We start from the raw sequence: 15,813 nt of genomic DNA, 5'->3' as shown, positions 1-15,813 counted from the left end.
GCGGGCGGACCGCGGGTGGACCACTGCCGGCCTCCGACGGCCGGCGGCACCGCGTGCGCGCCGCCCGTTCCGCCCCTCAAGGGGATGGTTCGTCCCCTCCGCGCGGAAGGGAAGGGCCCTGCCCGGGTATCACCTGTTCGGAGCATCACCTTCCGCCATCACCCGTTCGGGTCATACACCTGTTGCTCCTACCGGAGTAAGCAGGGGGTTGGGCAGCGCGAGAGGGGACGGCATGAGCACTCCGGCACCGGTTCGGGTACTGCGCGGCACGGATCTCCTGGACCTCGGTTTCGCGTTCGTCGGGCTGAAGTTCGACGACCGGCCGGGGCCGCGTCGGCTCGTCCGCGCGGATCCGCAGCAGGACGCGCTGCTCGTCGTCACCCTCGGGCCGCAGCACGTCGCGGAGCAGGCGCTGCTGGAGGAGGGACCCGATCCGGATCCCCGGGACGTGCCGGTCGGGTCGCTCGTCAGCGGCCGGAGCGTCCTCGTCTTCGAGGTCGGGGCGGGGGACGTGGTCGGGTACTCGGAGGCGGGGCTGCTGGCGGCCATGCGCACCCTGCCGCTGCGCGTCGTCGACGCCGCCCGGGAGGCCGCCGCGGCGGTGATGGCCGTCCCGCAGGCCGTCCCGCAGGCCGTCCCGCAGGCTGTTTCGCAGGTCGACGGGGGGACGGTCGACGGGAGAACGGCCGACGGGGGAACGAGGGGCGCGGACGGCGGGGGAGCCAAGGCCGACGATGATGCCACGGACCGGGCCCTCGCCCTCGTACGGCTGCTGCGCACCACCGCTCAACTCAGCGCCCGGTACGGCGTGGACGCCACCTTCGCGGCCACCGCCTGCGAGGACTCTCTCGCCGCTCCCGCTCCCGCTCCCGCTCCCGCCCCCGCCCCACGCGTCCCCGAGAACCCCCTCGCCGACCCCGCCCGCCCCCGCACCGGCATCGAAATGCCGTACCGGCTCCTGCTGTCGCCTCCGCAGCAGGCCCGCTGGATCCACCGGGACGCGGTGGACGAGCCGGGGCCGGACGAGCGGGTGGAGCTGTGGCACACCCGGCTGAACGGCGGCACGGTCCGCGCCGTGTGGAACCGCGACCGCGATCCGGGCACGCCCGCCCCCGAGGTGACGCGACTGCCGCTGACCCCTCAGGACCGCACCGAGATCGTCGAACTCACCTCGCACGACGGGCTGTCGACACCCGAGGGAAAGCCGTTCACGCCGCTGCCGGTGAGAGCCCGGACGCTGATGCTCTCGGCGCTCGGCGGCTGGCTGGAGAGCATCGGGCAGTGGCCCGAGCGGCCCGCGGGGATCGACCTGTCGGACTGGCGGCAGCACACCACCCTGGGCCGGGACCATTACGTACGGGTGATGTACGAGGGGTACCTGTGCCCCTTCGGGCACCGGGCGACCCTCGTCAAAGTCACCGAACGGAAGTTCAAGGACCCGCGGGCCGCCTTCCTCTTCCAGCGCTTCTACGTGGTCGTCCGGCAGCCGCTGCGCACCTACGATCCGGGGCGGCCGCTGCCCGCCAGGGACGGCGACCCGACCGCCGACCTCACCAACCTCCTCTTCCCGTTCACCAGCGTCCGGCTGGACACCCTCGTCACCCCGAACCTCGTCCCCGAGCCGCCCACCACCTGGTTCTTCCCGGCGACGGCCACCGAGGCCCCGTTCCTCTTCAAGGTCACGGCGGTGGACCACCAGGGGCGGATCGTCGAGTTCCGCACCCCGCTGATGTTCCTGCCCGACCGCTTCAGCCGGGGGCCGCTGCTCGCCGAGGCGCTCGCCGACTACAACCGCCGGTCCCGGCCCCCGGCGCCCCCGCCCGACGGAGGCTCCCCGCCCGACGGCGGCCTCGCCGCCACCGCCGTCATCGACGAATACCCCTTCACCAGCGCCGCCCTGCTCGGCCAGTCCGTGGCGCTGGCGCCGCCCGTCAAACCGGACGACACCAGCGTCGACGTGGCCCACCTCGTCTGGGGCGCCGCCGCGCCGCCCGCCCTGGCCGTCCCGGACCCGGCCCACCCGGCGCCCGCCGAGGCGCACTTCATCCCGCAGCTGAGCTGGGCCAACGCCGCCGTCCCCGCCGTCGGCGCGCTGACCGGGAGCGCCGCCGCCGTCCCCGTGACCTACGCGCGGCGGTACGCCCTGTCCGGCTTCGCGGCGGCGACCCAGGGGGCCAGGAAGGGCAACCCGGGCGAGGTCTTCCTCAGTCTGCTGCCCACCGGGGCCGCCAAGCTCGCCATGGACTTCGACAGCCACCGCGACCGCTCCGGCGCGCTCGTCGCGCCCAGCTTCGACGTGGCGGGCCTGTCCCGCGCCACCGGCCCGGTCGCCGGCACCGGGCCCGTCGCCACCGCCCTGGACCGCATCGCCGGCGGCGACTTCGACCCCGCCGACTTCTTCGGCTCCCTCGGCGTCAACTTCCTCGGCGTCCTCTCCCTCGCCGACGTCGTACGGCACCTCCTGCCCAGCGACGCGCTGCCCGCCCTGCACGTCCCCAACTTCGTCACCCAGACGATCAGTTCGGTGACCGGGTTCCTCACCGACCTGCGCCGCGTCCGCGACCTGGCCGGCAACGCCGCCCCCGACCTGCCGCCCGCCGCACGGCAGGTGGCCGACACGGCCAAGCGGCTCGCCGTACTCGTCGCCACCTACCTCGCCCAGCAACTCGCCCACCCCTCGCTCCCCACCACCGCGCTCCCCACCGCCGTGCCGCCCGCCGGGGATTCGCCCGCCGTCGCGTCACAGGAAGCCGCCGATCCGGCCGTCGTCGACCCGCCCGCCGACCCGCCCGCCGTCGCGTCACAGGAAGCCGCCGATCCGGCCGTCGTCGACCCGCCCGCCGACCCGCCCGCCGTCGCGTCACAGGAAGCCGCCGATCCGGCCGTCGTCGACCCGCCCGCCGACCCGCCCGCCGTCGCGTCACAGGAAGCCGCCGACCCGCCCGTCACCCTCCGGCAGATCGACGACACCTTCACCGCCTTCTCCACCGCCCTCACCAGCCTCCTCACCTCCCTCCCCGCCACCGCCGACCCCGGCCTCCGCACCCTCCTCACCCGGGTCCGGGAACAGGCCGACACCTGGACCACCGCCGCCGGAGGGATCCCCTCCCTCCGCGACGCGCTCGAACAGGCCGGCCGCGGTCTCAAGCTCCCCGAGACGGTCAGCACCCGCATCGAGTGGAACCCGCAGATCCAGGCATGGCCCTCCACCGGCGACCCGATCTTCGTCCCGCACAAGGAGGGCACCCGGACCGTCGGACGGCTCTCGCTCGTCGTCGACCTCCGCGGCTCGCTGCGCCCGGACGTCTCCTCCGGAGCCGACGTCACCTGCTCGCTGGAGAAGTTCGACCTCGTCCTCATCCCCTCCTTCCAGGCCCTGCGGCTGACCTTCGACCGCGTCCGCTTCCGCATGCGCGCCGGCGAGAAACCGGACATCGACGTCGGCTTCCGGAAGGTCGAGTTCATCGGCCCGCTGTCCTTCGTCGAGACCCTGCGGCAGCTCATCCCCGTCGACGGCTTCAGCGACCCGCCCGGCATCCAGGTCACCTCGTCCGGCATCACCGCCCGCTACGGCATCCCCCTCCCCAACCTCGCGATCGGCGTCTTCAGCCTGGAGAACATCCGGCTGGACGCCTACCTGGACCTCCCGTTCATCGGCCGGCCGCTGGAGATCGGCTTCTCCTTCTGCAGCCGGCAGGCCCCCTTCCGGCTCACCGTCTCCCTCCTCGGCGGCGGTGGCTTCTTCGGCATCGTCATCACCCCCAAGCAGGTCGCCGTCCTGGAAGCGGCCCTGGAGTTCGGGGCCGCCGTCTCCATGAACCTCGGCGTGGCCAGCGGCAGCCTGTCCGTGATGGCGGGCATCTACTTCCGGCTCGAACTCGCCACCTCCGAATGCCGGATCACCGGCTACTTCCGCGCCCGCGGCGAGGTCGACGTCCTCGGCATCGTCTCCGCCTCCATCGAGATCTGCCTGGAACTCACCTACGAGAGCAACAGCGGAACCGTCTACGGCCGCGCCCGGATCTCGATCAGCATCCACATCGGGTTCTGGTCCCAGTCGGTCACCATCGAGTGCGAGAAGCGGTTCCTGGGCGCCGGGCGCTCTGCGGCCCCGCTCGGCGCGGCCGGTGTGACCGACGTGGCAGGGGTGACAGGCGCAGCCGACGAGGCCGTCCGACCTCCCTCCTTCGCCCAGATGATGGCGCCCTACCCCGACCCGGTCACCGGACTGCCCCGCAACCCGGTGGACGAGTACTGCACCGCCTTCGCGGAAGTGAGCTGACGCCATGCCCGAGACGATCCGGTGGACCGTACTGCCCGACGGAACCGCCGCCGACGGCCGGCTCCGCCTCACCGTCCTGGTCAGCCCCCGCCTCACCGGGGGGACCACGCTCGACGCCTTCCCCGCCTTCCATGACTGGCCCGACACCCTCCGCCGGTACGCGACCGCCCTGCAGGTCGAGTTCCGCGCGCCCGGCACCACCGGGTCCGGGACCGCCGTGCCCACCGCCCCGCGGACGGACCGCTACCCGCCCGCCGACAGCGACCTGTGGAAGGCCCTCTTCCCGACCTCCTCCCCCGTCCGCCCGCCGGCCGGCGCCTTCGCCGCCGCCGCGGCCGTGCCGCCCATCCTGCGCTCCTATCCCGGCCGCGCCGTCCACGACCGGATCGGCACCCTCTACGAGACCGTCGCCACGGCCACCGCCTACCGCAAGGCGTTCCCGGAGAGCGGCGAGGGCGCCGCCGCCACGCCGCCCGGCACCTGGGACCACCCCACCGCCGACGACCTCCGCGCCCCGCTCCCGCGGCCGCTGCTGGACCTGGCGCGCGGCGTCGCCGCCGCCTATCCCGGCCTCGACGAGCTGATCGAACACGGCACGGGCGGCCCCTCGGCCATCGCCGACAACCCGTTCCGCCCCCGGTACATGGACCGGAACAGCGAGGCCTACCGCGGCAACGCCGCCGCCCACAACCTCGCCGAGGCGTACCGCTTCTACGACCGTCCCCAGGTGCCCGCGCCACCCCCGCCCACGGCACCCGACGTCGACTTCCACAACGCCTGCGCCCTGCTCGCCGACTACCCCGAACTGCTGCGCCGCTTCGGCCTCGCCGTCGACCTGCTGGTCGCCCCGCCGCCCGCGCTCGCCGACCGCTGGCAGGCGCGGGTGCTCTTCACCGCGGCTCAGGGGCAGCTCAACGAGGACGAGCACCTGCGGCCGTGGACGGCCCTGCGCTACGTCGCCGGGAGCCGCTTCGAGCCGTACGCCGCGGACGACGGCCCGTACGGCAGAGGGATGCTGCGGCTGGGCGGGGACGGGATCCTGGTCACCGACCTGGACGTGGACGGCGCCGCGATGAAGTTCGTGGAGTTCTCCCGGATCGTGGAGCAGACGCTGGCCGCCAGGAGCGACCCCAAGCTGTCCGTCGCCCCCGACAGCACGGCGACGCCCGCCCTGCACAGCGCCGGCCTCACCGTCTTCCGGGAGAGCCGGGACGTGGAGCTCGCCGACCGGATGGAGGCCGACGCCCGGCACACGGCCGGTGTCGCCCCGACCGGCCAGACGCCCGCCGTCGCCGTCCTCGACGCCGCCGACCTCGTCCGCGGCTACCGCGTCGACGTGGGGCTGGTGGAGACGGTGGCACCGGCGGAAGGCGGGACCGAAGCGTCGGCGGACGGCGGGACCGAGGCGTCGGGGGACGGCGGCAGCGAGGCGCCGGGGGACGGCGGCAGCGAGACGTCGAACCCGGGAGACGGCGGGACCGACGCCCCGGCCCCGGCGGACAGCGGGACCGACGCCCCCGCCACCACCTGGCGTCCGCTGTGCGCACGGACCGGCGGCTACGCGATCCGCCGCCCGGGGCAGCCCGTCGTGCCCCTCGTCGTCGCCCCCGACGAGGGGCACGTCAAGGCGAGCGCCGTCACCCACGACAAGCGGGACGACAACCAGCTCTACGTCCACCAGGCCGTCGCGGGCTGGCACGGCTGGTCCCTGGCCGCCCCGCCGCCCGGCCGGACCCTCGGGCCGGACGACCGGCCCCGGGTGCCCGCGCCCGAGGTGTCGCCCGTCTTCCCGCTGGACACCACCTTCCGCCCGGTCAAGGGCTCGCTGCCCGCGCTGCGCTTCGGGCGGACGTACCGGCTGCGCGCCCGCCTCTGCGACCTCGCCGGCAACGGCCTCGGCCCCGGCGCCGACACCCCCGACGGCACCGCCACCGTGCCCGTCACCTACCGGCGCTGGGAGCCCGTGCCGCCGCCCGCGCTGGTGCCCCGGTGGCCCTTCCTGGAGGGCGAGTCGGAGCCGCGGCTGGTCATCCGCAGCACGGTGCACGACGACGGGACGCCGGTGCCGCCCGACGTCTGGGCCGCGCTGCGCAACGGGCAGGTCCCGGACCACCGGGCGCAGTCGCCCGTCGACGGGCTCGACCGGCGCTACCGGGGCTGGGACGAGCGGCACGTCAGCCCGCCCAAGACGCCGCTCCAGACGGCCGAGCAACACGGCGTGTACGACGCCGTGTTCGGCCCCGCCAAGGCGGATGTGGTCCGCCGCCGCTACTTCGCCGCCGCGTCCCGCGAGGCCGGCAGCTATCTGGACACCGTCGTCAGCCTCCCCGAGAACCCCGACGTCACCACCGACCTCAAACTCCTCGGCGAGATCAAGGTCGCGAAGCACGACGTCCACGACCCCGTACCGCCGACCGAACTCCCCGTCCCCCGCGGGCAGGGCCTGCGGCCCGGCGAGTACGTCGTCCACCGGGGGGCGCAGCTCCTGCTGCCCTATCTGCCGGACGTCCCGGCCCGGGGCGTGTCCCTGCGCGGCCTGCCGGGGGCGCCGCCCAACGCCACCTACGACTTCCCCGGGCCCTGGCCGCAGGCAAGGCCGCTGCGGCTGAAGATCGTCGAAGGGGACGGGCCGCCCGTCTGGAGCGGCCTGCTGGAGCGCGAGCTGACCGTGCGGCTGCCCAAGGCCACCGTCGCCACCGTCCGGATGAGCTGCCGCCTCGACCCCGCCGACCTCACCCTCTTCAACGCCTGGCAGCTGCTGACCGCCTCGAAGCTGTGGAACGACCCCGACCCGACGACCGGGCTGCCGCAAGAGAAGAAGGACGAGCTGACCACCGCCGCGGCGAACGGCGAGAACTGGATGCTCACCCCCTGGGTCGAACTCACCCTCATCCACGCCGTCGAGAAGCCGCTCGCCGAACCGGAACTCGGGCCGCTCACCTTCCCCCGCGAGGCGGAACAGACCTCCACCCGCTTCTCCGGGCGCCTCCGCAGCCACGCGCGCAGCACCGGCCGCGTCGACATCGACGCGACCTGGCACGAATGGAACGACGACGTCGCCCAGGACGCCCCACAGCGCGCCGAACGGCACGAGCGCGTCGGTCACTTCACCCTCGAACCCTACGAGAACGACCGCTCCCTCTCCGGGCTCCGCCACGAGTTCCGCGACACCCTGCACCGCGCGGTGACCTACACCCCGACCGCGACCACCCGGTTCCGCGAGTACTTCCACCCGGCCATCACCGACCAGCCCGCGCTGATCACCCGGACCGGCCCGGCGAGCGCGGGGCCCGACGGCCACGGCTGGCACGTCCCCAGCTCCCGCCGGCCCGAACCGCCGGACGTCAGCCACCTGGTGCCGACCGTCCGCTGGCAGCAGACCGTCGACCACGAGCGGCACCGGGTGACCCGCACCCGCCGGCACGCCGGCTTCCGCGCGCACCTGCGCCGGCCGTGGTTCTCGTCGGGCGACGACGAGCTGCTCGCCGTCGTCCTCGACCCCGTCGCCGGCGGCCCGGGGGCCGGCACCCCGCTGCCCGACGAGCTCGTCACCCGCTGTGGCACCGACCCGGTCTGGGCCGACCCGACGGCCCTGCCCCGGCTCACCCCGGCGAACTTCCCGGGCGCCGTCCTCACCGCCGACGGGCGCGTGCTCGCCGAGCCGGTGGGCGGCGCGGCCGCGACCGCCTCGGTGGCCGCGTTCGCCCCCGGCTACGACCACGGGCTGCGGCTGTGGACCTGCGACATCGACGTCGACCTCGGGGCGGCCGCCGGCGCCACGGCCTACTTCCCGTACCTGCGCCTGGCCCTGGCCCGCTACCAGCCCTACTCCGTCGACCCGCTGCACCTGTCCAAGGTGGTGACCGCGGACTTCCTCCAGCTGCTGCCCGACCGGACGATCGCCGCGACCATGACGGCCGCCGGCGCCATCAGGCTGGAGCTGAGCGGCCCGGTCGCGCTGAACGCGCTGGGCAAGCGGGTCGGGACCGGGCAGGCCGCGATGGCCGCCAGCCGCCGGGTGCTCGCCACCGTCGAACGGCGGGCCGTGGGCAGCGGCGACCTGGACTGGGCCGGCACCGGCACGGTCCTCGAACTCACCTGCGTGCCCAAGGGGTCCACGTTCGTCTGGTCCGGCGACCTGGTGCCCCCGGCGCCGCAGCTGATCCCGCTCTCCGAGTACCGGCTGGTCGTGGAGGAGCACGAGGTCTACGCGACGGACAGCAGCACGGCGACGGGCACGGTCACCCCGGCGGGCGGAGGCACGGCGGTGCCGGTGAGCCGCCGGCTGGTCCACGCGGACCGGTTCGCGCTGGCCGTCACGCCGCTGGGGCGGATCATCCTCCGTGAGTGACGTGAGTGACGTGAGTGACGTGAGTGACGTGAGTGACGTGAGTGACGTGAGTGACGCGAGAGATGTGAGTGATGCGAGAGATGTGGGGGACGCGGGTAACGCGAGCGACTCGGGTGGCTTTCGGGGCTCGCGCAGTCGGAGGGGACGGCGCGAGCCCCGGAGGCGCGCGGCGAGCCGGCCGAGGACGCGGAAGCGGCCGGGAGCGCGGCCGTAAGCGGTTCCGGAAGCGCGGCCGGGAGCGCGGGGACGGCGGGAGTCCGAGCTGTTCATGGTCACCTACGTGAAGTCGGAATAGGCCAGGTGCGTCCCGCACACCCGGCAGCGGAAGAGGTAGGCGGCCGGCCGGCCCTCGCGGTCGAACGAGCCGAGGTACCGCTCGATCTCGTCGGCGGACCACTGCCACGCCACGGCCTCGCGGCGCAGGGCGTCCACCGCCTCGGGGTACGCGGCCAACTCGGCGCTGCCGACCGGGCCGAGGAAGACGGCGGCATCCCCGCAGTGGGAGAGCCAGACCGACTCCTGCCAGGCCGAGAAGCCGGGGGTGCGCCGGTCGACGACGGCCCGGACGGCCTCGGGCACGTCGCCCGCCACGACCCCGCAGAAGTGCGCGTCGTACCGCTCGGCGGCGCTGCCGTCCGCTATGCACCAGGGGCAGAGCCGGCCGTGCAGGTCCTCCTCGGACGCGGTGTACACCGGACCCGCGTAGACGTGGCCGCGGGCGCGGCCGCAGCACGGGCAGACGGTGTGCGGGTCGGGGGCGACGGAGCCCGTGGCCAGGGGATCGGGATGGTAGGGGAAGACGGGGAGGGCGGTGCTCACAGTGTCGTTCACGAGATCGTCCACGGGTCGTTCTCCGTACGCTGGTTGACCGGGCGCGCGTTCGGACGAGGGGGGCGGGCCGGCGGGCTGCCGTGCCGTCCGTCCCCTCGTTCCTCCGCACGTCGTTCTCCATGGGAAAAGCATGGCACCCGGCACTGACAACGGGCTTGGCGGTGATCGACTCCGGTCGGCCCGGCGGTCGTTGGGCTTGCGCGCGAAGCTTCCTCGTGCCTTCCGGGCAAGAGGCGGGCCGCGAATGTGATTTAGGTGACGGGCGTCAGGGGAACTGGCACTCCGCATCACCGTGTCCCTCGGTAACCGCCCTGGTCGGAAGGGTGATTCGAGCGACCGTTCCATCGAACACGTGGATGTTCCGGCACTCGGTGCCTGGTGGGGTGCTCTGGCGGGCGCTCGTGGTTGGACGGTGGTGGGGTCCCACCGTCAACTCCGACCGCTAGGGTGATGCGTTACCAACCACCCCTCCGGGGAAGCGACGGCTTCGTGGAGCACTCCATGGGGTCCACGAACGCTGGACCCCGGAAGGGGGTGGCCCGATGGCCACACGTCCGGAGGGTCACCGCGGCGGCAGCAGGTGGGACCGGCTTTACCGCCGTGTCCGCTGGATCGGTCCGCTCTACACCGCCTTCAAGGCGGTGTGGGACTGGATGTGATCCGCCTGCACCATGCACAGGGCCCCGGTCCCTGAGGACCGAGGCCCCGCTGCGGTGGGTGGTGGAGGGCCTCATCCCCACGGCTTCGCGGGCTCAGGGATGGGGCTCTCGCCCTTCCGCAGTACTGGCGTCACCAAGAGCGCAAGCCGATCCGCAGGATTGTGATCTACGTCACCCCCGCGCTGATGCAACGGGTCCATCTTGCCCGTTATTCAAGATCGATTTCGACAGGCGGTCCGATGTCGATCGGCGTGAGGTGAGGGTGACGCGCAGTCATAGGTGCAGGTCGCATGCTTTGCGAGCATGTGAAAGTGATGCACCTCACAGGCTCTGTGCACTCCCGTCGTGACGCAAGCGACATTAAACGCACTCTTTCGATGGGGAGTTCAGCTCTTTCGGTCGTCCGTGAGAGTGGACCGGTCACCTGTCGGGGTGCGGGTCGCGGATCGCTGATCTGCTGCCAACTCCCGTTGCCGCCTAGGGTGATCGCATGAACCCCACGTGGCCCGAGGGCACCCCCGGCCTCCTCCGGCTCCCCTCCGGACGGACGGTGCGCGGACGGGCGCTGCGACGGCCGGTGCCGGACGGTCCGGATCCGGAGTTCGCCGTGTATCTGCTGGGCGAGCGGCCTCCCGAAGTGGCCTGGGAGGCGGAGTGGTTGCGGTGGCCGGACTTCCGGCTGCCGGCCGAACCGGAACGGGTCCGGACGGTGTTGCGGGCCGCCTGGGAACGGGCCGGGGTCGAGCGGGTCGAACTGGCCTGCGGCGGCGGGCGCGGCAGGACCGGTACGGCGCTGGCCTGCCTCGCGGTGCTCGACGGGGTCCCGGCGGGGGAGGCGGTGGCTTACGTGCGGCGGCACTACGACCGGCGCGCCGTCGAGACGCCCTGGCAGAAGCGTTACGTCCGCCGGTTCGGCGGTGGCTGAGAGGGTTGAGTGACTGATGGGGTGTGAGGGGTCCCCTGGTTACGTCGCGGTGCGGTGCGCTCCGGCCCGCACCGCCGCCGGCTCCGGGTGCTCCGGGTGCTCCGGGAAGAGGTCCGTGAGCAGCCGGTGCGGCTTCCGGCGCAGCGCCTCGCTCACCCGGTCGTCGCGGAGCGTCGGATCGGCGCCCGGGCCCTGCCGGATGACGAGGTCGGCCGCGGGTGGAACGGTGTCGCAGGTGGGGCAGAGGCCGAGAGGCGTGACGTCCGTGCCGCATGGTGCGTGGCTGAAGAGGCGGCGCGCGCCGTCCGGAGTGAGCCACCGTTCGCCCCACTGCGCCAGGGCGTAGACCGTCGGCCAGAGGTCGACGCCGCGCTCGGTGAGGAGGTAGTCGACCTCCACGCCGGTGGCGCGCGGGCGGCGCTCCAGGAGGCCCATCGAGGTCAGCGTCTTGAGCCGGTCCGTGAGGACGGCCCGCGGGATGCCGAGGTGGGCGTGGAAGTCGGCGAACCGCCGCACCCCGTAGAAGCAGTCGCGGAGGACGAGGAGCGTCCAGCGCTCGCCGACCACCTCCAGCGCGCGCGCCAGTGAGCAGTCCTGATCCGTGTATCCGCGTCCCAATCCCACCGCCTCAGGTTAGCAGTTCATTCACCGAACCATGTGGTTCAATCAGTGAACCAAGCCGACCCTGGGGGGTAGCCATGACGGTGACCGTCACACCCGTCACATCCGACGAATCGGGCGGACCCTGTGAATCCGGTGGATACACCGCACACCGGGCCGCCGCCCGTACGACCCTGGCCGTCGCGTGCGCGGCGACCCTGCTCGTCCTCATGAACTTCACCGCGACCGTGCCCACCGCCGGGCTCATCGCGTCCGACCTGGGCTCCGGCGCCTCCGGGCGGACGTGGATCCTCGGTGGCATCGGCGTCGGGCTCGCCGCCAGCCTGATGGCGGCGGGCGGCCTGGCCGACGACCGGGGCCGCAAGCGGACGTTCGTGGCCGGGGGCCTGCTGCTCGTCCTGGCCTGCGTGGTGTGCGCGACGGCGCCCGGCACCGTCGTCTTCGTGTGCGGCCGGCTCGCGCAGGGCGCGGGCAGCGCCGCTCTGCTGGCCGCCGGCCTCGGCCTCGTCGGCCGGGCCTTCCCGCCCGGCCCCGAACGGGCGCGGGCCACCGGCCTGTGGGGCGCCATGGTGGGCGGCGGCATCGCCGTCGGGCCGGTGTTCGCCGCCTTGCTGGTCAAGGGCCTGGACTGGCGGGCCTGTTACGTCGCCCTCGCCGTCCTCTCGGCGGCGGTCACGCTGTGGGGCGCGGTCGCCCTGGAGGAGTCGCGGAACGAACGGCGGCACGGCTTCGACGCCGCCGGCGTGCTCACCCTGGGCTTGGGTGTCGCCCTGCTCGTCGGGGCGCTCGTCGAGGGCCGCGGCGGCTGGGGGCGGCCGCGGGTCGTCGTCCTCCTGGTGGCCGCGGCGGCGCTGCTGGCGGCGTTCGTCGTCGTCGAACGGCGGGTCGCCGCACCGCTGTTGGACCTCGGCCTGCTGCGGCGGCCCGCCTTCGCCGCCTCCGCGGTCGGCGCCCTGGTGATCGGCGCCGGCGTGGTGGGGCTCATGACGTACGTCCCGATGGTCGCCCAGAGCCTGTTCGGGATGGGGCCGCTGCGCAGCGCCGCCCTGCTGGGCGTCTGGTCGGGGCTGTCGTTCGTCGTCGCCCCGCAGGCCCGCCGGCTGGCGGGGCGGGTGGCGGACCGGCACCAGGTCGCGGCCGGGCTGGCCGTCTGCGGCGCGGGCGAGCTCGCGCTCGCGGGGATCGGCGAACACGCGCCGTGGTGGCGGTTCCTGCCCGGCCTCGTCGTCGCCGGCGTCGGCAGCGGGGTGGTGAACGCGGCGCTCGCCGGGCTGGCCGTGCGCAGCGTGCCGGCCGACCGGGTGGCCGTGGGATCCGCCGCCAACAACGCGTCCCGGTACCTCGGTTCGTCGGTGGGCGTCGCCCTGGTCGCCGCCGTCATGGCGGCCGTCCCGCACGGCGGCGGGGCGGCCCACGAGGCCGCGCTCGGCATGAGCCGCGCGGCGCTCGCGGCCGGGGGGCTGACGTTGGCGGGGGCCGTCGTGGTCGCACTGTGCCGGGAGCGGGGGGACGGGTGAGGGTTCCGGTACGGCGCGGCCGTCAGTGCCTCAGGGCCCCGGCGACGCCCGGCACCTCCGCCGACGCCTGGCACCTCCTGCCGCCGTCCGGCACATCCGCCGACGCCCGGCGCCTCCGCCGACGCCCGGCACATCCGCCGACGCCCGGCGCCTCCGCCGACGCCCGGCGCCTCCGCCGCCGTCCGGCACCTCCGCCACCGTCCGGCGCCCCCTCAGTGCCCGGCCGCTCCGTCCGCCTGCCCCGGCGGAACGAGGCCGAGGGAGACGACCAAGTCCCGCAGCTCCGCCTCGTAGAGCGCCCCCGGGTCGGGCAGGCTCGGGCGGAGGTGGCCGTAGATCTCCAGCCCGATCAGCCCGTACATCCGGCCCCAGACGCGGAAGGCCAGCGCGACCGCGCCGGGTGACACGTCCGGCAGGTGCCGGCGGATCTCGTCGGCCAGCTCGGGCGTGAAGTCGGACCACGAGAACTCGACGGGCGGCTGCCGGGGCGCGGCCTGGGGCCAGGCGGCGGCGACGAGTTCGACGAGGCCCAGGCAGGCGCGCTTCGAGGGGCGGGGCGCCGGGCCGCCGACGGGGGTGACGTACCCGGCCACCGGATCGCCGTAGACGAGCCGGAAGCCGTCCGGCTCGGCGAGCGCCCAGTCGCGCAGCGCCCGCCACCAGGCCTGGAGCCGGGCGGCCGGGTCGTCGGCGGGGCAGGCATCCCGGGCGGCCTCGACCCGGTCGACGAGCTCCGAGTAGACGTCGTTGATCAGCGTGGTGATCAGCTCGTCCCGGGTGGCGAAGTAGCTGTAGACGGCGCTGGCGCTCATGTCCATCTCGCGGGCGATGGCGCGCAGCGAGATCGCGTCCGTGCCGCCCTCCGACATGAGCCGGAGCGCCGTCGCCTTGATCTCCGCCGTGGTCTGGGCGCGGAGCCGGGCCCTTCTGCCCTGGGTCTGTTGGATCACGCTTGACACTTTACAGCGCTGCATTACAGTGCACCGAGTGAAAACTGAACGCCGTTCGGAAAACGTTCGGTGTTGGATCGGGAGCGCTGCGAGCGCCACGAAGGGTGGGGCGACGATGGGCGGGGCGATGAAGGGTGGGGCGATGAAGGCCAGAACGGTGCTGTTCGACGAGGTGGGCGGTCCGGACGTGCTGCGGATCGAGGAAGTGGAGCTCGGCGCTCCGGGGTCGGGGGAGGTCCGCGTCCGCGTGGAGGCCGTGGGCCTCAACCGGGCCGAGGCCCTGTTCCGGGCGGGGGCGTACTACTACCAGCCCGACCTGCCCGCGTCCCGGATCGGTGCGGAAGCGGCGGGCGTGGTCGAGGCGGTCGGCCCGGAGGTCGAGGGGTTCGCCGCCGGGGACCCGGTGAGCGTGCTGGTGACCGCCACGGGTGGGATGTCCCCCTACGGCGTCTACGCGGAGCGCGTCAACGTCCCGGCGAGCACGCTGTTCCCGCGGCACCCGTCGGTGGACGCGGTCACCGGGGCCGCGACCTGGCTGTCGTACCTCACCGCGTACGGCGCCCTCGTGGAGGTCGGCCGGCTGGGCCCGGGCGACACGGCGTTGATCACCGCCGCCTCCAGCAGCGTCGGCGTCGCGGCGATCCAGGTGGCGAACCTCGTCGGCGCCGTCCCGATCGCCGTCACCCGCACCGCCGCCAAGCGGGAGCAGCTCCTCAAGGCCGGTGCCGCGCAGGTGATCTGCCTGGACGAGGACGACGTCGTCACGCGCCTCGGCGAGCTGACGGACGGCGCGGGCGCCCGCGTGGTCTTCGACGCGGTGGGCGGCCCCGAACTGCCCCGACTGGCCCGGACGGTGGCCCGGGACGGCACCCTGGTCGTCTACGGCTGGCTCGACGGACGTCCCACCCCGCTGCCCATGCACTGGCCGCTCGCCGTCTACGGCTTCGCCCTGCCGGCCGTCCTCGGCCACGAGGACCGCAAGCGCCGCGCGGTCGTCTTCATCGAGTCGGGCCTCCGCTCCGGCGCCCTCGCCCCGCTGATCGACCGCACCTTCCCCCTGGAGGCCATCGCCGACGCCCACCGCCACATGGAGGGCAACGGGCAGGTGGGCAAGATCGTGGTCACGGTGGGGCGGGAGGACGGGGGAGCCGCGTAGGAAAGGTGAGGCGGGCGGAACGGGTCACCACAGCACGAGCTCTCCGAACCTGTACACCGCTTTGGCGAACGGGGTGAGCCCCTTCGCGCAGAGCGCCCCGATGGCCAGCGTGGCGAACCCGTACCAGAACGGGGTCGCGACCCAGTCGTGCTCGACGACGATGATGTGTTCCGGATCCTCCGGGTCGTAGACGACCTCCACTTCGTCTCGCGGAGACAGACGGCACTGATGCGGCGAACCGGTCGCGGACTTCGCCTCGACGGCGCTATACGGCGGATCCTTGAGGGTGAACGACACGACGGGGTAGTGCTGAAGGTCTCCGTCGCCGTCCGCGGTGATCCACACGGAGACCACTTCGCCGGTCACCCGCGGGCCATGGGTGCGCAGGCGATGGACCTTCACCGTCTCGCGCGCGAGCCACCAGGGGATGTAGCAGAGGGACCACACGATCAAGAAGCATGCGGAAATGAGAAGTGGCGCCAGAAATAGCGTCATGGCCGGATGCTAACTGGGCGGTCGGC

9 protein-coding genes are annotated in these 15,813 nt (G+C 73.8%); 5 read left to right on the top strand and 4 right to left on the bottom strand.

Annotated elements, in window-relative coordinates; all coding sequences use genetic code 11:
• Positions 1-232: 232 nt before the first annotated feature.
• Positions 233-4,282 carry a hypothetical protein gene (locus JNW98_RS36070; RefSeq protein WP_263420468.1) on the top strand — a complete coding sequence of 1,350 codons (4,050 nt, stop codon included), beginning with the start codon at positions 233-235 and terminating at the stop codon, positions 4,280-4,282.
• Positions 4,283-4,286: 4 nt separating this feature from the next.
• Positions 4,287-8,633 (top strand): hypothetical protein, encoded by a 4,347-nt coding sequence (locus JNW98_RS06320; protein ID WP_223767073.1) that lies wholly within the window; start codon positions 4,287-4,289, stop codon positions 8,631-8,633.
• Between the two features lie 276 nt (positions 8,634-8,909).
• Here the strand turns inward: JNW98_RS06320 and JNW98_RS06315 are convergent, their stop codons facing one another.
• A complete protein-coding gene (locus JNW98_RS06315; protein ID WP_223767072.1) occupies positions 8,910-9,476 on the bottom strand; it encodes a CbrC family protein in 567 nt (188 codons plus the stop codon).
• A gap of 1,137 nt (positions 9,477-10,613) precedes the next feature.
• Between JNW98_RS06315 and JNW98_RS06310 the strand changes: the two genes are divergently transcribed.
• On the top strand, positions 10,614-11,048 hold the full coding sequence (locus JNW98_RS06310; protein ID WP_223767071.1) for a phosphatase domain-containing protein: 435 nt from the start codon (positions 10,614-10,616) through the stop codon (positions 11,046-11,048).
• Positions 11,049-11,087: 39 nt separating this feature from the next.
• Here the strand turns inward: JNW98_RS06310 and JNW98_RS06305 are convergent, their stop codons facing one another.
• Complete coding sequence (locus tag JNW98_RS06305) at positions 11,088-11,672, bottom strand: winged helix-turn-helix transcriptional regulator (RefSeq protein ID WP_223767070.1); 585 nt, start codon at positions 11,670-11,672, stop codon at positions 11,088-11,090.
• A 74-nt stretch (positions 11,673-11,746) separates the two neighbouring features.
• Here JNW98_RS06305 and JNW98_RS06300 point away from each other — a divergent pair, with 74 nt between their 5' ends.
• Positions 11,747-13,186 carry an MFS transporter gene (locus JNW98_RS06300; protein ID WP_223767069.1) on the top strand — a complete coding sequence of 480 codons (1,440 nt, stop codon included), beginning with the start codon at positions 11,747-11,749 and terminating at the stop codon, positions 13,184-13,186.
• Positions 13,187-13,398: 212 nt separating this feature from the next.
• On the opposite strand, the gene JNW98_RS06295 is transcribed toward JNW98_RS06300, so the two are convergent.
• Entirely contained in the window at positions 13,399-14,136 is a 738-nt protein-coding gene (locus JNW98_RS06295) for a TetR/AcrR family transcriptional regulator (protein WP_223767068.1), read from the bottom strand.
• A gap of 142 nt (positions 14,137-14,278) precedes the next feature.
• Between JNW98_RS06295 and JNW98_RS06290 the strand changes: the two genes are divergently transcribed.
• Entirely contained in the window at positions 14,279-15,292 is a 1,014-nt protein-coding gene (locus tag JNW98_RS06290; protein WP_223767067.1) for a zinc-dependent alcohol dehydrogenase family protein, read from the top strand.
• 24 nt (positions 15,293-15,316) lie between these two features.
• Here the strand turns inward: JNW98_RS06290 and JNW98_RS06285 are convergent, their stop codons facing one another.
• The gene (locus JNW98_RS06285; protein WP_223767066.1) at positions 15,317-15,787 is read right to left on the bottom strand and encodes a DUF3592 domain-containing protein; all 471 of its coding nucleotides are present in this window, start codon (positions 15,785-15,787) and stop codon (positions 15,317-15,319) included.
• Positions 15,788-15,813 lie beyond the last annotated feature (26 nt).

It is taken from the genome of Streptomyces huiliensis, from assembly GCF_020037025.1.
Taxonomy (GTDB): domain Bacteria; phylum Actinomycetota; class Actinomycetes; order Streptomycetales; family Streptomycetaceae; genus Streptomyces; species Streptomyces huiliensis.
Note: the sequence above shows the minus strand (reverse complement) of the source record. Positions and strands in the feature narration are given on the sequence as shown.